Below are 24,765 nucleotides of genomic sequence, written 5' to 3' on the forward strand. Positions count from 1 at the left end.
ACTAGGCCCTCGCACTCAAAGCAATGACTGGCGTGAGACGCGATGCTCGCCTTGCTGGGAAATACGATGCCATCAATGCCAAGATAAGCGTCACAAGTAAAGACCAAGCAATGGAATCTGGCGTGATCACAGGTAAACCAATCCATTCCGGTAATGCCATGCTGCTTAGGACAGACACCACGGCATACGAAAACATCAGACCTAATGCCGTGCCCACAGCTACCAAAATAAGCCCTTCAAGAATAAACTGACTGAGTATGGATTTTTGAGTCGCCCCGATCGCCAAACGCACACCGATTTCACGCGTGCGCTCCGTGACAGATAAAAACATGATGTTGGCAACGCCAAGCGCACCGACCGCCATGGTCATCGCGCCGCTCGCTCCGAGAAAAATCTGAATGCCACGTAAAATTCCACTGATGACCGCCGCACCTTCACTAAAATCGGGTAATTCGACCGCATCTTTATCACTTGGGTCAAAATGAAGCTGCTTGGCGAAAAAGTTCACGATATTTTGTCGAAACGACGGTGCATCCATCCCGTCTCTCGGCTTCATCAATACCATCCAAGGTTTCGCATCCCACAAATCGCGGTACGTTGTTTGAGGAATGAAAACCGTGCGGCTATCGCCGAATGAAATGCCAGTGTCCTCACCGACGGTTATCCCAATAACCAAGAACGGAATGCCATTGACTTTGAGCCTATCCCCGATTTGGATTCCGCCCATTTGCGCAATTTGATCGCCTAACACTGCCACGCGAGTGTGGTTGTTCATATCACTTGGTGACAGGTTTCTCGAACCGGATTGCAGCTTGCGTTGCACTAAAGGAAAGTAAGACGTATCAATACCGCTGACCGTACTCGATAAGTTCTGTCCTTTGAGATTGGTGATATTCGCATCCCATTTGGCGTAAACGCTTGACGCCTGTTGCACGAAGCCTGACTGTTTGATCATGTCGACTTTTTCTTGTGGAATATCAATTTGTCGTCTTGAAGCTAACCCTTGCCACGGTTTACTGGTACTCGACGGAAACACCACTTGCACATTGTTGATCATAAATGAAAACGACTGGGTCTGATGGCGATAAAAGCCTTCGCCAAGTGCGATTAACACCACCACAGAGATCACGCCCCAAGCAATCGCGATAATGGCTAGCACGCTCTTCATGCGGTGCGCCATCAACGTTTGCCAAGTTTGCTGCAACAGGCTGCTCATGAATGAAAAGCCCGAGAGATCAACGCCATGGTATCGTCATCGAGTTTCCCTGCGGTTTGCAGTAAGCCGATTCTCTTACGCCAATAGCTGTACAAGTTGGTTTGCAGACTGTTTTTCGCCTCAAACAAGCTGTTGTGTGCACTGATAACTTCCGACACTTCAAGCAGACCAGCGCCGTAAAGTTTCTCTTTGCTTTGCAACACTCTGGCGCGCGACTCAACCAGCTCGTTCGCTATTAAAACTTGATTCCAATTGATATCGACCTGCGTAAACTGCTGAATAACTCGTTTCTGAATATCAATTTCCACTCTACGCATATCTTGCTTGGCGCTTAAAATGTTCAACGATGCTTCGTCCACTTTCGCTCGCACTGCACCATTGAGGTCAATCGGCAAACTCAAACTAATCCCAGCGTTAAACTCGCCGTTTGAACGATTGTCACCATCGCTGTAGCCCACACTGCCTTTGACGGTCGGGTAGTATCCACCTTTAGCTGAATCTTTCGCGAACTCGCTCGCTTTCACCATCTGCGCCGCCACCAACAGCTCTGGACTGCTGTCTTTCGCCAGTTTTAGCCATTGCTCCTGAGAGTCCACCAGCATCGGCGGCTGAATCAAAGAATCCGTTCGAATTTGGTCGACACTCTCCGGCATTTGATTGATTAACGCCGCAAGCTCTGCTTTTTTCACTTCGAGATCGGCTTTTGCATTGAGGATACTTGCTTGCTCAGAGACTTGATTCGCTCGCATCTCTTCAACATCAACCGACTTCACTTTGCCTGCTCGATAGCGTTTCTCGATGATGTTGAGAAGTTCTTTCCCCTCCTCCAGCTTGGACTGCGCCAATTTGAGGTCGCCCTGTGCGCTTGCCACATCTAGGTAAGCGGTGAGCAACTTTTGCGCAAGCTCGTTATGCGCTTGAGATAACTCTAACTGTACTTTGAGATAATTGGCATTCGCTTGATCCAGTTCCGACCACAAACTGCTATCCCAAATAGTTTGAGTTAAGGTAGCGCCGTAACTGTTGGAATGGCTTGAGGACTCATTCCAATCCGCTGACGCACTGGCACTTAAACCCGGTAATAACGCACTGCGGCTACTCTGTACGCCAACCTCGCCAAGCTGGACGCCGATTTTCGCTTTTTCGTAATTTGGATCGTTCTGCTTTGCTTGTTGCCAAGCTTGTTCAATAGAAATTGCGTAGGTCGGCAAACTGAGCGTGGCAGCCAACAATGCAAAGGCGATTGTTGATCGTTGCAGCTTAACCATGCGCCGCTCCCATCATGCTGTTGTCGATAACCTCTTCATCAAGCTCCACGCCGTCAAGCACTTCGACATTGATGCCATCTGACAGACCGAGTTTCACAGGTTGTTTATGAAACCCTTGTTCTGAGCTGTCGGGGATCAGAACATTCGGTGCGTCACCATCAAATTGCAGAGCGCGCTCCGGTAGAGTGAGCACGTTTTCAGACTTCTTCAGAATGATTTGAGCCGTCGATGAAAAACCAGAACGAAGCAACACATCTTGTGGGATCTTGAGTTCTCCCACTTCAACCTCAAAACCGTTATCAAAACTTTTTGCAGAAGCATTGCCCTCTGGTGAGTTAAGGTTCTCAGATTGAATCGCCACTTTGGTTAGCACACCAGAAATCGCCACATCAGGATAAGGCGCAACCGTCAACATAACGGGCATTCCCGGAGACAACTGCGCAGCATCATGCTCACTGACGCTACCTTTAAAAATCAGACTGTTCATGTCGGCCAATGACATCATTTCAGTCGCGGCTTGGCTTGATTGAGTCGAGATGATCGGCTCTCCGACCTCTACTTTCTGGTTGAGTACTGTGCCATCAATTGGCGCGTAGATCGTCGACGTTAAACGTGCATCGCCGATAGACGCCTCACCACTGCGGATGAGTTCGAGATTCTGGCGCTTTTGCAATACGTCCGCTTGCGCAGATTTGACTGCCGAGCGCGCACTTACGTATTCGTCGTAGTTACTTGGAATAATGTCCTGCTTGACCAAGCTTTCTAAGTTGGACAGTTTTTGTTTGGCGGATTCCAGATCGGCTTCGCTACGCATGAGTTCTGCCGATGCATCCGTTAATGCTTGGGGAGTTGGGTTTGGACGCACTTTGATCAGCGGCTGGCCTTGCTTCACCTTTTCACCAACTTTCGCGTACACTTCACCGACGATACCGTCGATTTGTGACTTAATAGACACGGAGTGTGCAGGGACAATTTTACCAACAGCCACCGCTTGTTTTTCAATCGTGCCTTTTACCACAATCAATGTAGGCAGCAATTCTGGTTGAGCGGCAGATTGGAGATAGAAATACGTACCACCGCCGAGCAGCGCGATGCTCACAGCGGAGACAAGCCAACGTTTCGTCATTATTTAGTCCAACAATTATTGGGTAGTCTAATGACTACTCCTAAAACACAAAGTTGAAGGAATAATATCCTGCTTTAATAGCGGTTTGGTTGTCACAGTTGGTATGGTTTTGTCAGTCGCCTCTGACAATCAAAGACTAAAAAATCTCGACGAATCATTCAGCAAAGACGCTGTCTACGATGGCGACTAACATGCTCTGTAACCGCTCGTTTCAACCGCCACCCATTTCATTCTGAACAATGTGCAAAATGGCGCAGTTCTGTATCCTCCAATCGCATATCCATACAGTCTTGCGCCTCACGTCCTAAAGCAGGAAAAACCGCATGCGCTTTTAAAATGCCTTGGCTGATAAAGCCACATTTCTCCAACACACGAATACTCGCGTGGTTGCCAATATGCGGGGTAGTGCGAATGCGCGTTATACCCAAGCTTTGCAGGTAAACAACGCCAAGTTTGCAGGCTTGGGTTGCATAGCCTTTTCCCTGATAGCGAGAAGAAATACCAAAATGGATTTCACTGCTGTCTTGCTCAGGTATCAGCACCAGACAGCCTATAGGAGTTTGAGAAGTAAGTTCTTCAATGGTGAAGACTAATAGATTGGGAGACTTTTGATCATATTGAGCGCGCCATCTTTCGATAGCTTCAAGGGTTTGATTTGAATTTTGGTGGGCTTGGCGATGGAGGAAGCGACATGCTTGCTCATCGCCTAAATAGTTTTCAAACAGGGGTGCAGCGTCTGTTGTTTTGAGGTATCTGATTGCCACTTGTTGAGCTTCAACTCTCATCATGATTTAGCTCTGATAAACATTCGGTTTCCAGATTTGCATGAAGTTTTCTACTGGAGCAATAGGAGTGAACCCAAACTGTTCGTACAACCCATGAGCATCGCGGGTTGCAAGCATCATACGGCGTAAGCCTTGTAGTTCTGGATGAGCAACAATTTCTGAGATCAACCACTTACTGATGCCTTTACTACGGTGTGCCTCCACTACAAACACATCGGCAAGATACGCAAACGTGGTGCGATCGGTAATTAACCGAGCAAAAGCGACGAGTTGATTTTCGTCATCCAAAACCGCGAAACAGAACGAATGGCGCAATGACTTCTCAAGGCGTTCTCTTGGAATGCCCTTTCCCCAATAACTGTTTGAAATGAACTGGTAGATAACGTCTAAATCCATGTCATCTAACGACGTGGTAATTCGAAACCCTTGCATTGTATCCCTCAACATTGGTTTATATTTTCTCAGCCACACAGACAAGCGAGTTGGCATTCGCCTCAAATACTTGCGCTGACCAAGATTGGTACTTCTCTATAATTCTGAATCCCGCTTGTTCAAGGAAAACCTCTATGTCTTCCAGCGGGCGATATTTTAAATCAATGCTGGAATGCTCAATCGTTCCACTTTCAAAATGGCGCTCTTTGTTCAAATACATGATGGACGTTTGCAAGTCATACTCGGCCTTCATACCGAAATAATTCACTTCACCATAGGTTGGAGAAACATAGGTTTGCCACAGCGCCATCTCATGATCCAATTCTAGATTCTCTGGCGTTGGTAACCGCGTATCGAAGACAAATCGCCCACCTTTTTCTAGGTGCTTTGATATTGAGCTCAGTGCGCCTGCCAGCATGTCGTCACTTAAAAAGGCTTGGAATGCATTCCCTGTCATTATGGCTAGGTCAAACTTCTTACCTAACGAAAACTGGGTTGCGTCGAGATGAAGAAAACGTAAGTTACTCCTACTTTTGGCTTTGTCCTTTGCGTGTTTGAGCATCCCTTCAGAAATATCAATGCCAATGGCTTCGTTGAGTTGCTCAGAGACTGGAATAGTGACAATGCCGGAACCACAACAGACATCCAGTACACTTCGAGCATTGGTTTCTTCGATTAACCTTGTGATGAAAGCAATGTCGTAATGGTAATGCTGCTCGTATTGGGCATCGTATTCAATGCCCGACCCGAACTCGGTTAAATCTTGTGTTTTCAAAAACAGTCCTTGTTTGTTACTTATTTCAGCGGTGTGACTTTTTCAGCTCTAGCATCAAGTATCGACACACATAACCAACACCAGATACGTAACCAATCACATTTTCTAAGGAAACCACTTCCAACCCCGCCTGCTGACTGAGTTGTTCAACTTCACTTTCGGTATATGCCGTATGCACGACCGATCCACTATAAGTATTTCGAGGCAAATCTTGTCCATCCGGATCGTGGTATTGAAAGCTGATAAAACATCGTCCATTCGCACTTAGCTTACGCGAAATGCACTCCAGCAGTTGTTGAGGCTCTGCTAGAAACTCAGTAAAACCAAGTGCAGTGATAAGGTCGAAGGTTTGCTCAAACAAAGGGGAAAATGGCTCATCGAGGTTATGAACCGCGACGCTTTGATAGAGGTTAGTTTGGCGCGCTTTATCAACCATTTTGGACGAGATGTCTAAGCCATGGATGGTGAGATCTGGATAGTGATTTTTTACGACATGACCGATACTGCCTGTCGCACAGGCTAGGTCGAGAGCCGAGCCTTGCTCGATGGGAAAGGTTTTTAACTTCCCAGAAATCCAACGTGGGCCGACGTAATGGCTGTCATCCACCAACTTTTGATAGCGCTCCGACACATCATCATACATTTTTGCTACGTTCATCGTTTCCTCCTTGATAACCAGAACGATGCTCGAATGTAACACGCAATACGCACCTAAGCACTTATTAAATGGCTAATTTTTTATGAAACGTAACCGACTGGTTATCCAGCGCTAACCAGTAGAAATAGATGAAATTTTGAAAAGTATTGGCCCGTGATTCCGATGGGATTTTTAAGTGCATAAAGAGAAAATATGTCCTGATAATCTGTCTTAGATTATTCAGCTAATCTTATTTCCATCATTCTATTCGCTGTATATAAAAACAATATTTAAATTAACATAACAAACCTATCACTTATTATTTTTCATTTAAATAATGATTCTTATTTTTAATATCACTCTATAATTAAAGTGCTCAAATTCTCATGTTGTATTAACTTGAGGTTTAATTTATGAAACTAACTCCTTATTTAACTGCTGTTGTTTCGGTCACCTGCGCTTTTGGCGCATTCGCAGCCGATGATTCAAAAGCACTTTTAGAAGATGCACTGAGTGCAGCGCCACCGACTATTCGCGATAAAGTAACGGTGATGGACTGGAACAATAATGTTCTGCAAGAAGGTTCTAGCCAATACACTTGCTTCCCAACCCCACCTCAATTGGAAGGCATTGCTCCAATGTGTATGGATGGTCCTTGGATGGAATGGGCAGACGCTTGGATGAACAAAAAACCTTTCCAAGCCAAAGCATTAGGCATTTCTTACATGTTAGCGGGTGATGGCGGTGCCAGTAACACCGACCCATTTGCAGAAGGGATGACGGACGATAATCAATGGATTGTGGAAGGACCACACTTGATGATTATTACCCCAGACCAAGCGTTGCTCGACTCTCTACCAACCGATCCAAGTTATGGTGGCCCATACGTGATGTGGAAAGGCACGCCATACGCACACATTATGATTCCCGTTGGAGCGAGAAAATAAAAAGAAAAAATCCGATATTCAGTATTTTGAATATCGGATTTTTATTTCGTTATCGAGCCAACCAAATTCTCGCCAATATTCCTATCGGCGTTGTGATACCTGTCGTAATAGAGGTCGCTTCACCATTTCTTAAAATATAAATGGTTGGAGTCACGCTAATTTTCCATTCACGCATAATATCGCTTGAAGGATCGTTTATGTTTTCAAAACGATATTCTTTTACCTGCATAAACTGCGCCACACGCTCATTCGGCCCCGATGAGCCAGAAACGCCAACTACGGCATAGTCATCACTCAGCCAGCTCACGCTTGGGCTTACAAATTTACAAGCGGGACACCAAGTCGCCCAAAAATAAATAACGACAGGTTGTTCATGACTTTGCGCGATTGCATCGAAGTATTCACCATCGCTCAATACTGAGCTCAATGGTGGTGCCTCCTGTTTAGGAATATCTTTGGTGCGATACCAATCCATCGCGATAGAAATAGCGGTGACAATGAGCACCATCTGTACGATTTGAATGAGCCAATATCGGAATGTTCTACGCTGCTTTGTCGAACTCATTGAATGGCTCCCCCACTCGCTTGTTTCAGCGCGCTTAAAACAACATCATCAGTCAGAATCACAGGTAACGGGATACCTTGTGGCGCCGCCGGGCCATAGACGATGTTAAACGGCACACCGTAACGCCCATGAGCTCGTAAAAAGTCCGTTACCGAGCCGTCCGGATGTGTCCAATCCCCTTTTAGCGTCGCCACATTAGGGCTTTGCAGCAATGAGTAGACAGGATCTTGCCAGATCACGCCGATCTTGTTCGCTTTACACGTGACACACCAATCCGCAGTCACATCCACGAACACCACTCGCCCATTATTGACGTGCTGTTCGATCGCCGAGTTGGAAAGCTTCTGCCATGCTAAGTCCTCAGGAAGCGGTGTCGCCCATTGATTTGCGGTGACACTGCCAAGTAGCAGCCCGCCAGCAATTAAGATAAGCGATACAGAACCGGATACCACGAGTGCTTTATCGCCATGAACGCGTTTAACGCGAATCATCAGAACAATAAACGCGACTAAACCGACGAGAATGACCCAAAACACTGGTAAGTGATTGGCCATCAAAGACAGTAGCCAAACGCTGGTGCCCAACATCATCACACCAAATACGTCTTTGACCACGTTCATCCACTGACCCGGCTTCGGCAATTTAAGCGCAATGCTTGGGAAAATTGCCACCATAATCCAAGGCAACGCCATCCCCAACGCTAAGGCGGTGAAAATTGCAAACAGCGTAACCATATCGGCACCCAAGGCAAACGCCACGGCCGTTCCTAGGAAAGGCGCAGAACACGGCGTAGCAAGCAAGGTTGCAAACATCCCTTGCACATAGTGTCCAGCTAACGAGTTGTCGCCTTTCGACGCGAGCCATGTACTGGTGCCAGACGAAAGACGGATTTGAAACAGTCCTAGCATGTTGGCACCAAACAAACCTGTGACCAGAACCATCAATCCTAAAAACCAAGGGCTTTGGAACTGAACGCCCCAGCCAATGGCATTACCTGTCAGTTTGAGCGCCAAAATAAAGCCAGCGAGAATCCAGAACGACGTTAAGATGCCAAGTGACGAAGCAACAAACTGAGCGCGGATTTGACGACGCTCGATACCTTGAGCGGCAACAATACTGCTGAGCTTCATCCCCAACACCGGAAGAACGCAAGGCATGATGTTGAGAATCAAACCACCGAGCAAAGCGAACAGAAAAATACTCACTAAAGACGTGCTCGGCAGTGGCTCTACTATCGCCTCAGCTATTGCTTGAGTGGTTTCTTCTGCCAACAAGTTGGCGTCTTTGATGGTCACAAACAGCGACTGATCACTTAACTCCACATCGCCTAACCAAGTATCCACCAAATAGCTCGCGGTAACGGTATTTCCCTCTTGATGTATAGCTTCAAGCTTGAAGCTATAGTCTCGCGTTGCCTCATCGACACCGTCCACCAACACTTGTGGTTGGTTCCAACCTTGAGTGTTCGTGAGCTTGATTTGCAACTTCGATTGGTTTGCATCCCAACTTGCTTGAGTGACATCAATAAACGGCGATGGCTGGGGCACATTGCTCACCGCTTGGGCGTAACTGAACATCACCTGCTCGTCGATTTGCAGCTCAGAAGGCAGGAAGGTCAGTTGAATTTGATAGTCCGTCAACACACAGATGGTGGTGCAGGAAGAGAGCGTGAGCACTGCATCAATCGTGACGGGTTTCGACATATTGTCGATATGCAGCGTCATTGGGAACAAAGTGTCACCTTTGTAACCGAGAGTCTCAATGCCCAATAACTCGAACTTTTGCGGATATGGCCATTGCCAATCAACCTTGCTCAGGTTTTGCGAGTTTTGCCAATCTATCGATGGCGCGACACCACCCTCGCCCGGCGATCGCCAGTAAGTTTTCCAGTCTCCGGTTAACTTGACATCCAAATAACCTGTAAGTGTTTTGGCTTGCGGATCTTGCTGACCAGTCAAAACAAAACGCGTTTGCACAGGCGGATGCTGTGGATTGGTCGTCCATCCCGTGTCGGTAGTTTGCGCCGAGAGATTAAGAGAGAACAAACCCAACACCAACGCCATAAAGAATATGGACGCGAGTTGAGTCGCTTTAGTAATGTGATTCATAGTGATTCCTAATTAATAACAAGTGTAGAAAATGGCTGGCGTTTTCGGCCAGAATCACTTGTCATTCTCGGAACACACAAAAGGTAAGATGAATTCGATGTTTGTCGTAGATGGGCTCAGTCCATTGCCTTGCGTTAACAAAGGCACTGCATCGCCAAACTGCGGCTAAAACAATGCCAATGAACAAAACGACAATGAAGGCTTCGAGCTGATGCTGGGTAAACTGAATCAACTTTTCAGACAGTTCACACTTAATCGGCTCTTTGACTTTATCAGCTTTCACAACATGAGCATCATCGCTAGATAAAGCATAAACCAAGGTTTGGTCATCACTCATCGAGCATGCCGAAACCAAACCAGAATTTTGCATCAGACACACGACGATGACCCAGCCAATCATTGCTAGCAGCCATTTCGCGCGCTTTTGAGGCGTGCCTTGTCGTGAAATCAATAAGCTCATAAAAAGTCAGATAAAGATGGAAACGCAGAAAATAATACGCAAGTTGTCGTAAAGCTCAAGTCGTTCGACCTTGCTTGCCGATATGATTGGTAAATAATTGTGATAACCTTAAACCCATCGCTTTTTGCAACACGCTCATTATGCTCAATAAAGTTAATCTCGCCGACATTCGCTCGTTTGTTTTGATCGCCCAACTGGGCAACTTCACCAAAGCGGCGGAAGCTCTGTCCGTTTCTCGTTCTCACGTTTCTCGCCAAATCAGCGGACTTGAAGCGCAAATGGGCGTGACACTACTCAATCGAACCACACGCACGCTGCGTTTAACTCATGCCGGCGAGCGATTTTATCACGACTGTGAAAAAGCTTTACGAGACATCGACCAAGCGTTGATTGCCGCCGTCGATGATACTCAAGAGATTCGCGGCGTGATTCGAGTGAACTGTGTGGGTGGCTACATCGGCGAAGACATCATCGCCAAATACGTGTGTGAGTTTATGCAACAGTACCCGAACGTCAGCATTGATTTGGACTTTTCTTCGCCTCGTATTGATTTGATTGAAGATCAGTTTGATGTCGCATTTCGCATGGGGGAATTGGATGATGCAGGGTTTGTTGCTCGCAAGCTGATGACGGTTGACATGGTCACGCTCGCAAGCCCGAGCTATGTGCAGCAATATGGCATGCCAAAACACCCAAAAGAGCTGGCCGAACATCGAACTCTGACTGGTTCGGTTACGCGTTGGAACTATCGTAAAGCAGAGAACCCAAATGACCACGCCGATGTGGTCGTAAAAGGCAACTTGCGCTGTAAAAATGGACGAGCGTTAGTCATGGGCGCGCTGCACGGCAACGGCATTATTCGTGTTCCACTGAGTTACTGTGCAGAAGAAGTGGAGCTAGGCCAACTGATAAAAGTGATGCCAGATTGGGAAATCCCGTCGGTGCCCTTTTCCGCCATATTCCATCGAGATCGCTATCAACCGAAACGACTGCGAACTTTTATCGATTTCATCAAACAGAAGTTTGAAGATTCCTAATCTTACAGCTCAGCTCTCGCTAGATGGGATTCTCCAACTTGCCATAAATATAGGCCAATTCTGCGACGGTTTTGGCTGAGAACTTTTTCAGTAAGCTGGCTCGATGAACTTCCACCGTTCTCATTGCAATGCACAGCTCATCCGCAATTCGAATATTGCGCTTACCAGCAATGATCAAACGTAAGATATCTTTTTCGCGCGGCGTTAGTGATTCATACGCCGCTCTTGCTCCCACCATATCGAGGCTCGCCGCGGACTGCATCTGACCATGTAATATTGCTTGAGCCAGTTCATCGCCTTTGACTGGTTTTTGGAAAAAGTTGACCGCCCCAGCTTGCAACGCATCGACCGCCATCGGTACATCACCATGACCGGTCAGATAAATCACCGCTAATGGGCTGTGTGCCTCATTCAAAAATTGATGAACTTGCTGACCACGAAGGTTAGGCATTCGGCTATCAAGGATCACGCATCCGGCCTGATGAATGTTAACTTCGTCGAGAAAAGATTGCCCATCAGCAAAAGTCGTCACGTTAAAGTCATGCTCCTCCAGCATAAAAGCCAGCGAATCACGTACCGATTCGTCATCGTCAACCACATAAACAGGCAGCTGCTTTTCACTGCTGATCATTAACTGCTCCTAAATACCGATTAGTTTTGATAAGGAAACACAAGCTCAACCAAACAGCCGTGCGGCGTGGTCGAAGCAATGAGAAACTCGCCGCAGTGCATTTCCATTACGTCACGACAAATCGCCAGCCCCAGCCCAAGTCCTTCGGCTTTAGAGCTCACAAAAGCTTGGGTCGGATTATCTTGCTGTAACCCAGTGCCGTTATCCAATATGCGAATAGAAAGCTGGTTAGCTTGGTAGTCACAATGCAGGGCAATTTTACCTTGGTAGCCCGACGAGTGGTATTTCTCCTGAAACAAAGCACACGCATCAATGGCGTTGTTGATCACATTAACCAAAACCTGCTGAACGCCCACGGAGTCTGCCAGTAGAGGACGTATCTCTCCTTCAACGCTAGTCACAATGGCGACGTTCTGCTTTTGCATTCGAAAATGAAGCAGCTCAATGGTGTCTGTAATCAAGGCTTGAACATCGCATGGTGTCTTATCAACACTGCGTTTGCGTATCAACGTTCTTAAACGCTGAATGATGGCATCGGCTCGTTCCACTTGCCCCTGTATTTTCTCTAGCACAGGCACAATATCTTCATGCGGACGCTTCTTTGCAAGACGCATTAACCCACCTTCACTGTAATTACGAATGGCTGCCAGCGGTTGATTTAATTCATGAGCCAGACTGCTGCCAATTTCTCCGACAATCGCCACTCTTTGTGAATGTTCTAACTGCTCGCTTTTCTCTTTCAGCCTTAGCGATGTCAGCTCTAATGCTTGTTTGCTTTTGCTAAAACGATACTCAAGCCAAAAGTGGTACGCGTTCAATACAATCACAAATATGAACAGTGCCCATGCCCATTCTTGATGACTGCGCAACCAGCGCAGCGCCTCACTCCACCAAGGTTGCTGCAATGGATGTAGATCCAACGCCTGATAGAGTTTATCGATGCTCAACAAGCTAACGGGCGATGTCCAGCCTGACGCGCCAGCGGCAATAATGGCGGGGTGCTCTGGTGGCATAGCAAGCAAGACTTGCGCGATTTTTTTCGCCAGAAGAGACGAGCCGCGTTCTGTTTTGGCAAACGACCAGTTTGGATATAACGGCGTAGAAACAGCGCACGAAGAATGTTCATTTGGCTGTTGGTTTAAGACTCGAAAATCACCGTGCTGTAACAGACCTTCATTTTGCATCTGTTCCAGTAGACAAGCAGGCACGACAGCGGCTTCAACATTGCCGTCACGTAATTGGTAGAGATTGGCATCAATTGGGAAACCGAGATAGCGAACATCCGCAAAAAAGTCATTCGGATCGAGTCCCATTTCCACGATTTGATAGCGCAGTGTCAGATAACCACCAAACGCTTTTTCGGACACTGCCGCGACAGGAAATCCAGAAACATCTTTTAATGTTTGGTATGGCGAATTTGCCCGAACCACCAGCGCAGAACCAATGCTATAGTTCGAGTTTTGCGGTGCGCGCCCCGTCAATGTTGCCATCCATGACAACGCATATTGTCTGCCCAAGCGCACAGCCTGACCTGGGTTGGTTAAGATGAAGTCCATGGTCTGAAACTTCACCGCCTCCCCCATTTCGTCCAAATTGAGAGGGTGCAGTTCAAAGTACACATCCGAGATTTTCTGGTTGAGCCAATCGATGGTCGGTTGCCATCTCTGCTCGGCAGAAAGGTGACCACGTATAGCTAACACGCCCACTTCGACTTTCTGCTTGGCCTCTGGCTGCACTGCCTTTTGCTCCTGCATTTCTTGCAGATATTCTTGTTCAGAAACAGAGCCCTGAGCTAAAGATGCAAAGACAACCAAGCACAGAATCCAAAACTGAAGCAACCGTGGCGTTTTGTTCATGATGAATCGAATCGTTCCTTCGAAAATAATGAAGCAAGAATAACAGCTACCTTCCGTAAACCACATTTGTTTTAGATCAACTTTGATCTGGGTATGTGGAAATCCACTATATCGACGTCGCAGCGCATTTCTCACAATGGAATCAGTCAGTTCAAATTAAACTAACAGCAGGTGAGTTATGGATTCCACCAAACGTCGCTTTCTTAGCGCCATTACAGCGGGTGCCGCGTTGATCCCCATTACAGGTATTGGCACCGCAACCGCGGGCAATGTTATTCGCAACAATCAATCCGCCGACCGAAAAGGACAAGTCGGAAAACGTTACGCCATGGTGATCGATTTACGTAAATGCGTCGGCTGCCAAGCGTGCACCGTAGGTTGCAGTATTGAAAACCAAGCGCCAATCGGTCAGTTCCGAACCACAGTGAAACAATACGAAGTCACGCTCGATGACGGTTCCACAACCACACAAGAAGCAAAGGCCTTTATGCTGCCTCGGCTTTGTAATCACTGCGATAACCCGCCGTGCGTAGCCGTTTGTCCCGTTCAAGCAACCTTTCAGCGAGAAGATGGCATCGTCATGGTGGATAACAGTCGCTGCGTAGCGTGTGCGTACTGTGTACAAGCCTGCCCTTACGATGCGCGTTTTATCAATGAAGACACGCTCACCGCAGACAAATGCACCTTCTGCGCACACCGCTTAGAACAAGGTTTGTTACCCGCTTGTGTGGAAACCTGCGTGGGTGGTGCTCGCGTGATTGGTGATTTGAATGATCCATCAAGTGAAGCCCGCCGCTTAATTACGAAGCACCAAGACGACATCAAAGTGCTAAAGCCCAATGAAGATACCAAGCCACATGTGTTTTACATCGGCATGGATGAACGCTTCACCAGCCACATCGACGGGCAGCCAGCTATTTACGACCCTCAAGGAGAGCGAGCATGAACATCACCGAAGTGTTAGTCCAACCTCAAGCGATGGCTTGGCTACCGTGGGCGGTGCAGTACTTCTTCTACATCGGTTCTGCTTACGCTGCCGCTATTTTGTTCCTAATCGCACTGTTATTTGAGCAACACACCAGTCATCGGTTACGCGCCACGCTGGTGCTAACGATGGCCATCGGCGCTATCGTAGGCCCGTTGGCGTTAACTGGCGACCTTCACCAGCCGGGACGAGCTTGGCATTTTTACGCGCACATCACGCCGTGGTCATGGATGTCTCTAGGCTCGCTGTTCCTGCCTGTTTTTTCTACGCTGGCGGTTGCGACAGCATGGCTGTATCTGCGTCAGGATCTTATCGCACTGCGAAATCAACCGGGAAAAGTACTACCTCTGTTATCTAAGTTGTCGCTTGGTGAATGGGCTATTTCTCGCAAAGTGATGCTCACAATATCTGCAATCACCGTGTTATCAGGCTTAACCATCGCCGTTTATACTGGAGCTGAAATTGCAGTCGTTCAATCGCGCCCTTTATGGCACCAACCCGCGTCACCAATTCTTTGGTTTGTCACTGCATTTATGGGCGCTGTCGGATTTTCTCTGCTGATTTGGTTACTGCTGCCTAGCCAATCGAAAACTCTCACTTCTGGTGATAACAATTTACTCAAAAAGTCACTGGTAACGAGCGGCGTTCTGACGCTGATTCTCCTACCCATTTGGGCATCCAACAACTCTACATTTTCGCTCTATTCTAGCGAACAATGGATGCACAACATTGCCTTGCTCACTTTTGTCGTTTTAGGTTGTGTTTTGCTCGCCTTCATCTTCTTGCGCGATACCCCAAAGTCCACATCAGCCAGATTTCGTCACGTCATAGGGCTCGGCTTTGTGTCTGCTGCCGCATTGGCAAGCGCGTGGCTGATTCGCTGGTTCACCATCATGGAAGTACAAACCATCGCCAAGTTCGATGCAGGGCTGTATCCATACCAACTCACGATGGATGGAAATGGCTGGATAGGCATTATCGGCATGCTCGGATTATGGCTTGCTCTGGCACTGCTCGGCTCAGAGCTGGTTCAGCCAAAACAAGATATCGAAGCAAACGCATCATCACTCACCTTAACTGAACGCTAATCAAGAGGATTTCATTATGGATAACAAACGCCGTCAGTTTTTGAAATCAGGCCTTGCAGTCGGTGGGCTTGGTGCATTTGCTGCAGGTTACGCCACCACAACCAAGCACATGGTAGAAGGTGCGCTGGAAGGCACTGCAGGGCAAAAGACCCGCGATATTCACCACGGCAATTCCCTCGAACCAGAATACGCCGTTAATGACCAAGGTAATCTGATCCCAAATCCAAACCAGCGTGTTGCACCATCGATGTGTTTTGGTTGCTGGTCACTGTGCGGATTGCGTGTACGCATTGATAACCGCAATGACGAGATCTTGCGTATCAGTGGCAACCCATATCACCCGCTGTCTCATCAGCAACACATTCCTTTCGAAACGCCAGTCAAAGATGCTTATTTGAGTTTGGCAGGAGAAGCGGGCCTTGACGGCCGTTCGACCGCCTGTGCAAGAGGAAACGGGATGCTAGAAATTCGCAACAGCCCGTACCGCATTACTCAGCCGCTGAAACGAGTTGGCAAACGCGGCGAAGGAAAATGGATTCCGATCAGCTACGAGCAATTGATAAAAGAAGTCGTTGAAGGTGGTGATTTATTTGGTGAAGGCCATGTTGATGGCTTACGCGATATTCGCGATTTAACAACGCCCGTAGATCCTGAAAACCCAGAATATGGACCGAAAGCCAACCAATTGTTAATGACCAACGCTGGTAACGAAGGCCGAGACGACATATTCAAACGCTTCGCGTTCAACAGCTATGGTACGCGTAACTTTGGGCATCATGGCTCTTACTGCGGCTATGCATTTCGTGCTGGCAGCGGCGCATTTATGAACGATTTAGATAAGAACGCACACTTAAAGCCAGACTTTGATAATGCGGAATACATCATCTTCATCGGTATGTCGCCAGCTCAAGCGGGTAACCCTTTTAAGCGTCAGGCGCGCCAACTCGCCAATGCGCGAACAGAAGGTAGCTTGGAATACACCATCATCACACCAAGTTTGCCAGCGGGTTCATCGAGCTTGGCAGCAGGTGACAATAACCGCTGGATACCAATCAAACCGGGCACCGACTCTGCCCTCGTGCTTGGCATGATCCAATGGATCATCGAAAACCAACGCTACAACAAAACCTTCTTGGCGCAGCCGGGGGCAAACGCGATGAAACGAGCAGGTACCGCGCACTGGTGTAATGCTACACATCTCGTGATAAGCGATGAGCAGCACCCGAGAAACGGCACGTTTTTACGCGCATCGGATCTGACTCTGCCATTCGAGGGCGAAGCGTTGTCTGATTCCGACCCGTACGTCATCGTGGATGATCAAAGCGGCGAATTTGGTGTGCATACCCAGACAGGAGAAGCGGCACTGTTTGTCGATAAAACGGTTTCGCTTGCATCAGGCGAAGTACGAGTAAAATCGTCTCTACAAAGGCTCAAAGAAGAGGCGTTCAAATACCGTCTTGAGTTCTACAGCCAACAATGTGAGATCCCTGTTGAGCAAATCGCAGAACTAGCGAAACGCTTCACCAGCTACGGCACAAAAGCGGTGGTCGATACCCACGGTGGCAACATGCACACCAATGGGTTCTATAACTCGTTTACCATCATGATGCTCAATGCGTTGATTGGTAATATCAACATGAAAGGCGGCGCGATGGCGAAAGCGGGTGGCTACCCAACTTCCGCTGCGGGTCCTCGTTACGACTTCACCAAATTTGCTGACAAAGTCGGCCCGAAAGGCGTCTTTTTGTCGCGCAGTAAATTCCCATACCACAAAACCAGCGAATACAAACGTCGCGTTGAGGCAGGAAAATCCCCTTATCCAACTCGCGCCCCTTGGTATCCGTTTGCCGCGCCACTGCTGACAGAACACCTATCTGCGGCTATTGATGGTTATCCATATCGCGTTAAAGCGTGGATCAACCACATGGCGAACCCGATGTATGGTGTACCCGGTTTGAAAACACTGCTGGAAGACAAGCTTAAAGATCCAAAGCAGCTCGGTTTGATTGTGTCTGTTGATGCATTCATTAACGAAACCACCGCGTTGTCGGATTACATTGTGCCGGACACCGTGACTTACGAAAGCTGGGGCATGGCAACGCCTTGGCACGATGTTCCGGTGAAAACCGTCACCGCTCGTTGGCCGATAGTGGAAGCGCGAACAGAGAAAACCGCCGACGGTCGCTCGATTTGCTTAGAGAACTTTCTGATTGATGTTGCTAAGAAAATGCAGCTGGGCGGTTTTGGTGACAATGCAATTCAAGATGCACAAGGCAACTGGCACGCTCTCCATCGCGCCGAAGATTTTTATTTGCGAGCTGCGGCAAACTTGGCTTATGTGAAAGGCGGCGTGCCTGAAGTTTCGGCAGAAGACATTGCATGGTCAGGCTTAGAGCGTTTAATGCCAGCGATGCAAAGAACGCTAACAGCGGATGAGATGAAACGAGTGGCGTTTATTTTTGCTCGCGGCGGACGCTTTGAAAATGCAACCGAAGCGTATCAAGGTGAGCAAATGAAGCACAAATGGACACGACCTGTTGCGATATGGAATGAACGTGTCGGCAGCGCAAGAAACACCATGACGGGAGATTTCTACACGGGTTGCCCAACATGGCATCCACAAAAACTGGCCGACGGCACACCAATGGAAGACCAGTTCCCAAGCTCAGAATGGCCTTTCAGCCTGACTAACTTTAAATCCAACATTCACAGTGCGGTATCCAACCTATCGCCAAGGTTGAACTCGATTAAAGGCGTAAACCCTGTGTACATCCATCCAATCGATGCCGAGCGCTCAGGCATTAAAACGGGTGATGAGTTTGTTATCGAGACACCATCTGCAAGCACCAAAGCACTTGCGATGATAGTCAGCGGGATTCGCCCTGGCACACTAGGATTTGAACATGGGTTTGGTCATACCGAGCTAGGACAACGCTCGCACTGGATCGGCGATAAACAGCAACCCATAAAAACTCGCAGCCAAGATGGTGTCAACATTAACGACATCGGATTAATTGACCCAACCCGAGAAGGGAAAGGCGTGTTGTTAGATTGGGTGGTAGGAGCCGCTGCTCGCCAATCATTACCAGCCAAAATCCGCAAAGCTTAGTAGACAACCAAACCTGAAGAGCTGCCATTTAGTGGCTCTTCACATCCTCTAAATATGTGGAAATCCACAATACCTTTAGTTATTGACAAAGCCGACAATACAGCACCCAAGTCACTATCACAGTAGATACTTGGAGATATTAATAACAATTAAAGTGAGTCAGCATGTCAAAAATACTACCTGTGGTGACGGCCTGTTTGCTGGCAACCACAATGGGCGCAAGCGCCTCGTCTATTCCTGAAAAAGCCAGCGTGTGCAGCGGTTGTCACGGCCAAGATGGCATGGGTCAACCAAACATTGCGCCTATGATTGCTGGTCTGAACGCGAATTATCTCAACACCCAAATAGAACTCTTCCTTAGTGGCGAACGACAAAACGTAGTCATGCAAGGCATGGCGAAAGAGCTTAGCGATCCTGCCGTTCGTAAAGAAGTCATGGATTACTTTGCTAACCTTCCAAGCTACGAGTTCACTAACCCAGAGCAACGCGGCGACCAAGCCGACATTCGTAACCCGTATCGTAAATTGATCTTTCAAGGCGATTGGGATAGAAACATTCCAGCTTGCGCGACTTGTCATGGAGCGAGCGGAATGGGCGTCGACAAATTCCCTCGCCTCGCAAGCCAACATGCTGATTACTTAAAAACGCAATTGATGGCATGGAAAAACGGCACTCGCAGTGGTGACCCGCTCAATATGATGGGCACTATCGCGAAAAATCTCACTGACGAAGAGATTGAAAACCTTTCCTACTACTTTGCCTCATTACGTTACTAGGAGCAGACATGAAACGTTTCTATTCTTTGTTCGCATTACCTCTCATCTCTGCTGCTACTTTGGCCAACGAGCCACTGCCGGATCGTCAAACTGAACTGCCCGCGGTGAAAAAAGAAAATCACGGTGAATATTTGCAACCTCGCGATCTGAGTAAAATTCCAAACACCGCATTTGGTGATCAAGTAAAACGTGGTTACTCGCTCTTTGTTAACTCGCAACAGATGCGCGGTAAATACGTTGGCAATGAGCAAAACTGTGTGAACTGCCATATGGAAGCAGGACGAAAAGCCAATGCAGCACCGCTGTGGGCGGCGTACATGGCCTATCCGGCTTATCGCAAGAAAAACGATCGCGTAAACAGCTACGCAGACCGTATTCAAGGTTGCTTCGAATACTCCATGAACGGCAAAGCCCCCGCTTACGACTCACCCGAAATTGTTGCCCTCAGCGCTTACGCTTATTGGTTGGCAATGGGTGGATTACTCGATAGTTATGGTATGAACGATGAAGCGGTGCCAGAGCTAGACATTAAAGCTCTCCAAGTGGGCGGTAAAACGCAAGACTTCCCTTTGCCAGATGCTATCGCTCAAGCATTACCGGTTAAAGAGCGCGGCAACCTCGCAGGACGTGGCTACCCAAAAATCGCCGCACCGAAGCAAGAACCATCACCAGAGCGAGGGGCATTAGTCTATGAAAAGAACTGCGAGACTTGTCATCGCGCCGACGGCTCGGGTATCAAAGGCACCGACGACCATTCATACATTCCTCCGCTTTGGGGCGAATTTGCGTATAACTGGGGCGCGGGTATGCACCGCATTAATACTGCGGCCTATTTTATTTATGAGAACATGCCACTTGGAAAAAGTGTGCAGCTGACTGAGCAAGAAGCTTGGGACGTTGCTGCGTACATCAATAGTCACGAACGCCCACAAGATCCTCGATTTAAAGGCAGCGTCACCGCAAATGCTGAAAAATACCACCAGCACCAAGGTTACTACGGCAAAACACTAAACGGTAAGCAAATAGGTAAAAACGCATTTGCAAGCGGAACGGTTGAGTCGCAACGTTAGAGCTTTCCGTATAGCTACATCCTTATATACATTCCTGCCCTATGCTTGGGCAGGTTCTTTCTCTCCCTCATCCCAAAAATCACCATTTCATTTGCTTCACTCAAACCACTTCTATTCGGTAACGACTTCCCAATTTCAAACCCTAGCAGTAAAATGTTGCATACTTTTCAGCGTCGCTTGGCATGTTTTAGCAACACGCGCACGGCGATTGCAAAAGTAAGAAACTCGTAAACTCCTGAATCAACACAAGCGTGTCTAGTGAAAACAGAGTATTCTTAGGACAAATGAATTCAAAACCTACCCAATGAGTATTCAACCTAATTCACGTCAGTTAATTTCTTGCGAAGAATGTGGCCTTGTCGTCCGCATTCCGGAGATCGAGCAAGGGCAAAAAGCTCAATGCCCTCGATGTTCGCATTCACTTACAAAAATTAACGCCAAGCCTTATCAAAGCGTGATTGCGGTATCGTCTGCGTGTTTGATCATGCTGGTGCTCAGTATCTCTTTCCCATTCATGTCATTCAGCGTGCAAGGGTTGTCGCAAGAGATCACTCTACTTCACGCAGCCAAAATGCTGGCTGAATTTCAAAACGCTCTTCTTGGTGCGCTTCTGCTCGCGACGGTCGTCGTTTTGCCAGCTATCTATGTGGGTTTGATCCTTTTTCTGCACCTTGAGGCGTTAAAAGTTCGCAACCATCCGCCGTCTAAAAAGCAGCAGCGTATGGCCAAAATACTTTGCCGAATTCTGTTTCGAGTTGAACCGTGGTTAATGGTCGATGTGTTTTTAATTGGCGTATTGGTGAGCTTAATTAAAATTGCGTCTCTGGCCGACATCGGTATGGGCAGCTCGTTTTGGGCGTTTTGTGTATACACGATATTGGTAGTGAAATGCATTTCGATGGTCGATAAAAGCTGGCTGTGGGGGCACTTTATTCCGGCAATCGAGTTACCAAGCGTGAAAGAGGGTGACACTCACCACAACCACAATCACATCGGTTGCCACACTTGCCACCAACTCAATCCCATCGAGGATAAAAAACATCAGCGCTGTATTCGCTGTTACAGTCGACTTCACGAATACAACCCTAGCGAGAACCTACAAAAAGCGTGGGCATTGTTGTTTGCCTCGGTGATTTTTTATATCCCAGCAAACCTCTACCCTATGATGTACACCGTCAGTCTTGGGCACTCCGAAGGTTCAACCATTATGGAAGGCGTCATCTTGCTGTGGCATTTAGGCTCCTACCCTATCGCCATGGTGATTTTCTTCGCGAGTGTGTTTATCCCGATGGCGAAAATGCTGGCGTTGGCGTGGTTGTATTACAATGCGCAAAAGGCTCAATACCTTCCACCTGAAGAGAGCATTTCGCGCTTAAAGATATACCGATTAACCGAATTCATTGGCCGTTGGTCAATGATCGATATTTTTGTTGTCGCCATTTTGGTTGCACTGGTTCAGTTGCAAAACTTAATGGCAATTTACCCCGGCCCTGCTGCATTATCTTTTGCCGCAGTGGTCATTTTCACCATGCTCTCTGCGATGATTTTTGACTCCCGTTTGTTGTGGCAACTACCACAGAGCGAAGTGCAAGAGCCGATGACTAATAACCTAACTGAGAAAGCCAAATATGAGTGATGAGAACAACGCAACCGCTCAAATAAAACCGCAAAAGCAGATTTCTGCTATTTGGATTGTTCCGATCCTTGCGCTAGCCATGGGAGCGTGGATGCTGTTCCAATACATCAACAGTACTGGCCCACAAATTACTTTACAGCTGCCAACTGCGGATGGAATTGAAGTCGGCAAGACAGAAATCCGCGCACTGAATGTAAAAGTGGGACTGATCACTGAAGTCACACTCAGTGAGAACTACGATCACATCATCGCCAAAGCGCAGATGAATAAAGACGCGGAGCGCATGCTGCGAGATGACACCATGTTTTGGGTGGTGAAGCCGCGCATTGGCCGTGATGGAGTCTCTGGTTTGGAAACACTTCTCTCCGGTGCTTACATTCAATTGCAACCGGGCAGTTCTGAGGTCGAAAAAGATCATTTCGCAGTTCTGGATGTTCCACCTGTCGCTTCACCTGACGCAGAAGGTCTGCGCATTGTCTTGACTCACCGTGAAGCAGGTAAGCTTGGTGTGGGTGACCCGGTTATTTATAAAGGCTTTACGGTTGGGCGAGTAGAGAAAACCAGCTTTGACGTAGATACGCGCCGTGCTCTTTACCAACTTTTCATCTTTAAGCCTTACGACAGTTTAGTGCGCACTCGCACCAAATTCTGGCTCAATTCAGGCCTCGATCTACAGTTGAATGCGGAAGGGTTTGAAGTGAAATTTGGCTCGCTTGAAAGCCTTCTTACTGGTGGCGTCACCTTTGATAGCATCCCTGGAATGGAGTCAGGCGAAGCTCTTACCAAAGACATGACGAACTTCCGTTTGTACGATGATGTTAAACAAGTACGCGAAGGCATGTACGACGAATACATCGAATTCGTCATGCTATTCGAAGAGTCCGTTCGTGGCCTAAAACGCAAAGCTCCGGTTGAATACCGAGGCCTGCGCATTGGTACAGTAATGAGAGTGCCTATGCGTCTTCCAACTCCAGAAGAGCATTTCTCAGCGAAGAGAATTCCGGTGTTAGTCCGTATTGAGCTTGGTCGTGTATATGGTGATGTTGAGTCCCACTCGATGGAAATGTTCAAAGAGAAACTAAAAGACGAATTTGCAAAAGGGCTTCGCGGCACACTAAAAACCGGGAATTTGTTGACTGGCGCACTATACATTGACGCGAATTTTTATCCAGACGATACGCCATATGAAGCAAACACGTATGAAGGGCTAGACGTATTCCCTACAATGCGAGGTGGCTTTGCACAGGTTCAGCGCCAAGTAAATGACTTCTTAAACAAGCTTAATAACTTGCCAATGGAAGATACATTAACGTCTCTGAATGCAACGTTGAAAACGTCTGAGCGCACCTTGGCGTCCGCAGAAAAAGTGGTGAATAGCATTGATAAGCTCTTAAGCCAAAAAGACACACAAGAGATCCCTGCAGATATTCGCCAAAGCTTGCAGCAACTGCAAAAAACGCTGGATGGATACGGCCCTAACTCGACAATGTACAGTGAGATGGAATCGACATTGAAAGAGCTAGAGAAGGTGATGACGGAATTCAAACCTGTTTTAAAACAGCTAAATGAAAAACCAAACTCATTAGTATTTGGAGAAGATGAAGTGAAGGATCCAATTCCTGTTAGAGGGCAACAATAATGAAACGTGTATTTTTATTAGCGACAGCACTTGTAACCGGATTGACAGGATGCAGCAGCGCGCCAGAAGCAACAGGGGCGCTGTATCTCTTACCTAAAGCTGAGACAAAAACGTCTAACCAGATGAGCGTTGCAGAACGCCCTTTACTGGTGATTCGTCCGGCTCAACTCGCTAGCTACCTGAATGACAATAGTATTGTGTATCGCACATCAAATACTCAGATTGTTCAAGCCAAACGCCACCAGTGGGCTCAAAGTATTTCTGAGCAAATTACCCAACGTATTGTGGCTGAGCTACGCCAAAAACAAAGCGACTATTGGCCAGTTGAAATGAATAATCTTCTGGATCAAAGTGGAGAATCCAAGCTTCAACTTAGTTTGAACAAGTTTAATGGTAGCTACCAAGGTAATGCAGAGATTGAAGGTGAATGGTTACTCATCGATGCAAGCGGCAACGTCGTTCGCAGCTCGCAAATAAAAATATTGATGCCATTGCAAGATGAAGGCTACGACGCTCTGGTTGATGCACTGTCGGCAGGTTTGAACCAACTAACCGACGATATAGCTGCGCAGCTATAGTAAATAGACATCAGATAATAGAGGGGAGCATCACGCTCCCC

The 24,765-nt window shown here is 47.6% G+C and carries 22 protein-coding genes; 10 read left to right on the plus strand and 12 right to left on the minus strand.

Annotated elements, in window-relative coordinates; all coding sequences use genetic code 11:
* Position 1: 1 nt before the first annotated feature.
* The 7 genes from ACF8CV_RS22985 to ACF8CV_RS23015 form a co-directional block, all read right to left on the minus strand.
* A complete protein-coding gene (locus ACF8CV_RS22985; RefSeq protein ID WP_042765771.1) occupies positions 2 to 1,216 on the minus strand; it encodes an ABC transporter permease in 1,215 nt (404 codons plus the stop codon).
* Positions 1,213 to 2,484 carry a TolC family protein gene (locus ACF8CV_RS22990; RefSeq protein WP_138937569.1) on the minus strand — a complete coding sequence of 424 codons (1,272 nt, stop codon included), beginning with the start codon at positions 2,482 to 2,484 and terminating at the stop codon, positions 1,213 to 1,215. The genes ACF8CV_RS22985 and ACF8CV_RS22990 overlap by 4 nt, the downstream gene beginning before the upstream one ends.
* On the minus strand, positions 2,477 to 3,610 hold the full coding sequence (locus ACF8CV_RS22995) for an efflux RND transporter periplasmic adaptor subunit (RefSeq protein WP_138937570.1): 1,134 nt from the start codon (positions 3,608 to 3,610) through the stop codon (positions 2,477 to 2,479). Before ACF8CV_RS22995 ends, ACF8CV_RS22990 begins: the two co-directional genes overlap by 8 nt.
* A gap of 227 nt (positions 3,611 to 3,837) precedes the next feature.
* Positions 3,838 to 4,398, minus strand: coding sequence for a GNAT family N-acetyltransferase (locus ACF8CV_RS23000; protein ID WP_138937571.1), 561 nt, complete (start codon positions 4,396 to 4,398; stop codon positions 3,838 to 3,840).
* A 3-nt stretch (positions 4,399 to 4,401) separates the two neighbouring features.
* Entirely contained in the window at positions 4,402 to 4,827 is a 426-nt protein-coding gene (locus ACF8CV_RS23005) for a GNAT family N-acetyltransferase (RefSeq protein ID WP_042765769.1), read from the minus strand.
* Positions 4,828 to 4,846: 19 nt separating this feature from the next.
* Positions 4,847 to 5,602 (minus strand): class I SAM-dependent methyltransferase, encoded by a 756-nt coding sequence (locus ACF8CV_RS23010; RefSeq protein ID WP_017448386.1) that lies wholly within the window; start codon positions 5,600 to 5,602, stop codon positions 4,847 to 4,849.
* Between the two features lie 25 nt (positions 5,603 to 5,627).
* Complete coding sequence (locus ACF8CV_RS23015) at positions 5,628 to 6,260, minus strand: class I SAM-dependent methyltransferase (protein WP_042765768.1); 633 nt, start codon at positions 6,258 to 6,260, stop codon at positions 5,628 to 5,630.
* 392 nt (positions 6,261 to 6,652) lie between these two features.
* Here ACF8CV_RS23015 and ACF8CV_RS23020 point away from each other — a divergent pair, with 392 nt between their 5' ends.
* Positions 6,653 to 7,186 (plus strand): hypothetical protein, encoded by a 534-nt coding sequence (locus ACF8CV_RS23020; RefSeq protein WP_020841004.1) that lies wholly within the window; start codon positions 6,653 to 6,655, stop codon positions 7,184 to 7,186.
* Between the two features lie 49 nt (positions 7,187 to 7,235).
* Here the strand turns inward: ACF8CV_RS23020 and ACF8CV_RS23025 are convergent, their stop codons facing one another.
* From ACF8CV_RS23025 to ACF8CV_RS23035, 3 genes are all read right to left on the minus strand, one after another.
* Entirely contained in the window at positions 7,236 to 7,751 is a 516-nt protein-coding gene (locus ACF8CV_RS23025; RefSeq protein ID WP_138937572.1) for a protein disulfide oxidoreductase, read from the minus strand.
* Positions 7,748 to 9,859: a protein-disulfide reductase DsbD gene (locus ACF8CV_RS23030; protein WP_138937573.1), complete on the minus strand. Its 2,112-nt coding sequence runs from the start codon at positions 9,857 to 9,859 to the stop codon at positions 7,748 to 7,750. The genes ACF8CV_RS23025 and ACF8CV_RS23030 overlap by 4 nt, the downstream gene beginning before the upstream one ends.
* 61 nt (positions 9,860 to 9,920) lie before the next feature.
* Positions 9,921 to 10,319, minus strand: a complete 399-nt coding sequence (locus ACF8CV_RS23035; RefSeq protein WP_025499949.1) for a hypothetical protein — start codon at positions 10,317 to 10,319, stop codon at positions 9,921 to 9,923.
* Positions 10,320 to 10,459: 140 nt separating this feature from the next.
* Here ACF8CV_RS23035 and ACF8CV_RS23040 point away from each other — a divergent pair, with 140 nt between their 5' ends.
* Complete coding sequence (locus tag ACF8CV_RS23040) at positions 10,460 to 11,356, plus strand: LysR family transcriptional regulator (RefSeq protein ID WP_023585289.1); 897 nt, start codon at positions 10,460 to 10,462, stop codon at positions 11,354 to 11,356.
* 19 nt (positions 11,357 to 11,375) lie between these two features.
* On the opposite strand, the gene ACF8CV_RS23045 is transcribed toward ACF8CV_RS23040, so the two are convergent.
* Both ACF8CV_RS23045 and ACF8CV_RS23050 read right to left on the minus strand, forming a co-directional pair.
* Positions 11,376 to 11,987: a response regulator transcription factor gene (locus ACF8CV_RS23045; protein WP_138937574.1), complete on the minus strand. Its 612-nt coding sequence runs from the start codon at positions 11,985 to 11,987 to the stop codon at positions 11,376 to 11,378.
* 20 nt (positions 11,988 to 12,007) lie between these two features.
* Positions 12,008 to 13,843: a sensor histidine kinase gene (locus ACF8CV_RS23050; protein WP_138937575.1), complete on the minus strand. Its 1,836-nt coding sequence runs from the start codon at positions 13,841 to 13,843 to the stop codon at positions 12,008 to 12,010.
* A 178-nt stretch (positions 13,844 to 14,021) separates the two neighbouring features.
* On the opposite strand from ACF8CV_RS23050, the gene dsrO reads away from it, so the two are divergent.
* The 8 genes from dsrO to ACF8CV_RS23090 all read left to right on the plus strand — a co-directional run bounded on the left by dsrO (position 14,022) and on the right by ACF8CV_RS23090 (position 24,724).
* On the plus strand, positions 14,022 to 14,789 hold the full coding sequence (gene dsrO / locus ACF8CV_RS23055; RefSeq protein ID WP_138937576.1) for a sulfate reduction electron transfer complex DsrMKJOP subunit DsrO: 768 nt from the start codon (positions 14,022 to 14,024) through the stop codon (positions 14,787 to 14,789).
* Complete coding sequence (gene nrfD, locus ACF8CV_RS23060; protein ID WP_134991109.1) at positions 14,786 to 15,916, plus strand: NrfD/PsrC family molybdoenzyme membrane anchor subunit; 1,131 nt, start codon at positions 14,786 to 14,788, stop codon at positions 15,914 to 15,916. Before dsrO ends, nrfD begins: the two co-directional genes overlap by 4 nt.
* 16 nt (positions 15,917 to 15,932) lie before the next feature.
* Positions 15,933 to 19,025, plus strand: coding sequence for a tetrathionate reductase subunit A (locus tag ACF8CV_RS23065; RefSeq protein ID WP_138937577.1), 3,093 nt, complete (start codon positions 15,933 to 15,935; stop codon positions 19,023 to 19,025).
* A 212-nt stretch (positions 19,026 to 19,237) separates the two neighbouring features.
* Complete coding sequence (locus ACF8CV_RS23070; RefSeq protein ID WP_180766580.1) at positions 19,238 to 19,801, plus strand: cytochrome c; 564 nt, start codon at positions 19,238 to 19,240, stop codon at positions 19,799 to 19,801.
* 8 nt (positions 19,802 to 19,809) lie between these two features.
* On the plus strand, positions 19,810 to 20,871 hold the full coding sequence (locus ACF8CV_RS23075) for a c-type cytochrome (protein ID WP_050548297.1): 1,062 nt from the start codon (positions 19,810 to 19,812) through the stop codon (positions 20,869 to 20,871).
* Positions 20,872 to 21,175: 304 nt separating this feature from the next.
* Positions 21,176 to 22,507, plus strand: a complete 1,332-nt coding sequence (locus ACF8CV_RS23080; protein ID WP_005494620.1) for a paraquat-inducible protein A — start codon at positions 21,176 to 21,178, stop codon at positions 22,505 to 22,507.
* A complete protein-coding gene (gene pqiB, locus ACF8CV_RS23085; RefSeq protein ID WP_392417635.1) occupies positions 22,500 to 24,146 on the plus strand; it encodes an intermembrane transport protein PqiB in 1,647 nt (548 codons plus the stop codon). Before ACF8CV_RS23080 ends, pqiB begins: the two co-directional genes overlap by 8 nt.
* A complete protein-coding gene (locus ACF8CV_RS23090; RefSeq protein WP_025500311.1) occupies positions 24,146 to 24,724 on the plus strand; it encodes a membrane integrity-associated transporter subunit PqiC in 579 nt (192 codons plus the stop codon). The genes pqiB and ACF8CV_RS23090 overlap by 1 nt, the downstream gene beginning before the upstream one ends.
* Positions 24,725 to 24,765 lie beyond the last annotated feature (41 nt).

This window comes from Vibrio sp. zbq_1 (assembly GCF_043102935.1).
Lineage (GTDB): Bacteria > Pseudomonadota > Gammaproteobacteria > Enterobacterales > Vibrionaceae > Vibrio > Vibrio parahaemolyticus.

Bases quoted from the DNA above. Each gene is read 5' to 3' on its own strand.
- pqiB (WP_392417635.1), top strand. From the start codon at position 22,500: ATGAGTGATGAGAACAACGCAACCGCTCAAATAAAACCGCAAAAGCAG.
- ACF8CV_RS23050 (WP_138937575.1), bottom strand. From the start codon at position 13,843: ATGAACAAAACGCCACGGTTGCTTCAGTTTTGGATTCTGTGCTTGGTT.
- ACF8CV_RS23035 (WP_025499949.1), bottom strand. From the start codon at position 10,319: ATGAGCTTATTGATTTCACGACAAGGCACGCCTCAAAAGCGCGCGAAA.
- ACF8CV_RS23045 (WP_138937574.1), bottom strand. From the start codon at position 11,987: ATGATCAGCAGTGAAAAGCAGCTGCCTGTTTATGTGGTTGACGATGAC.
- ACF8CV_RS22995 (WP_138937570.1), bottom strand. From the start codon at position 3,610: ATGACGAAACGTTGGCTTGTCTCCGCTGTGAGCATCGCGCTGCTCGGC.
- ACF8CV_RS23015 (WP_042765768.1), bottom strand. From the start codon at position 6,260: ATGAACGTAGCAAAAATGTATGATGATGTGTCGGAGCGCTATCAAAAG.
- ACF8CV_RS22990 (WP_138937569.1), bottom strand. From the start codon at position 2,484: ATGGTTAAGCTGCAACGATCAACAATCGCCTTTGCATTGTTGGCTGCC.
- ACF8CV_RS23065 (WP_138937577.1), top strand. From the start codon at position 15,933: ATGGATAACAAACGCCGTCAGTTTTTGAAATCAGGCCTTGCAGTCGGT.
- ACF8CV_RS23020 (WP_020841004.1), top strand. From the start codon at position 6,653: ATGAAACTAACTCCTTATTTAACTGCTGTTGTTTCGGTCACCTGCGCT.
- dsrO (WP_138937576.1), top strand. From the start codon at position 14,022: ATGGATTCCACCAAACGTCGCTTTCTTAGCGCCATTACAGCGGGTGCC.
- ACF8CV_RS23005 (WP_042765769.1), bottom strand. From the start codon at position 4,827: ATGCAAGGGTTTCGAATTACCACGTCGTTAGATGACATGGATTTAGAC.
- ACF8CV_RS23090 (WP_025500311.1), top strand. From the start codon at position 24,146: ATGAAACGTGTATTTTTATTAGCGACAGCACTTGTAACCGGATTGACA.
- ACF8CV_RS23075 (WP_050548297.1), top strand. From the start codon at position 19,810: ATGAAACGTTTCTATTCTTTGTTCGCATTACCTCTCATCTCTGCTGCT.
- ACF8CV_RS23000 (WP_138937571.1), bottom strand. From the start codon at position 4,398: ATGATGAGAGTTGAAGCTCAACAAGTGGCAATCAGATACCTCAAAACA.
- ACF8CV_RS23030 (WP_138937573.1), bottom strand. From the start codon at position 9,859: ATGAATCACATTACTAAAGCGACTCAACTCGCGTCCATATTCTTTATG.
- ACF8CV_RS22985 (WP_042765771.1), bottom strand. From the start codon at position 1,216: ATGAGCAGCCTGTTGCAGCAAACTTGGCAAACGTTGATGGCGCACCGC.
- ACF8CV_RS23025 (WP_138937572.1), bottom strand. From the start codon at position 7,751: ATGAGTTCGACAAAGCAGCGTAGAACATTCCGATATTGGCTCATTCAA.
- ACF8CV_RS23070 (WP_180766580.1), top strand. From the start codon at position 19,238: ATGGGCGCAAGCGCCTCGTCTATTCCTGAAAAAGCCAGCGTGTGCAGC.
- ACF8CV_RS23080 (WP_005494620.1), top strand. From the start codon at position 21,176: ATGAGTATTCAACCTAATTCACGTCAGTTAATTTCTTGCGAAGAATGT.
- nrfD (WP_134991109.1), top strand. From the start codon at position 14,786: ATGAACATCACCGAAGTGTTAGTCCAACCTCAAGCGATGGCTTGGCTA.
- ACF8CV_RS23040 (WP_023585289.1), top strand. From the start codon at position 10,460: ATGCTCAATAAAGTTAATCTCGCCGACATTCGCTCGTTTGTTTTGATC.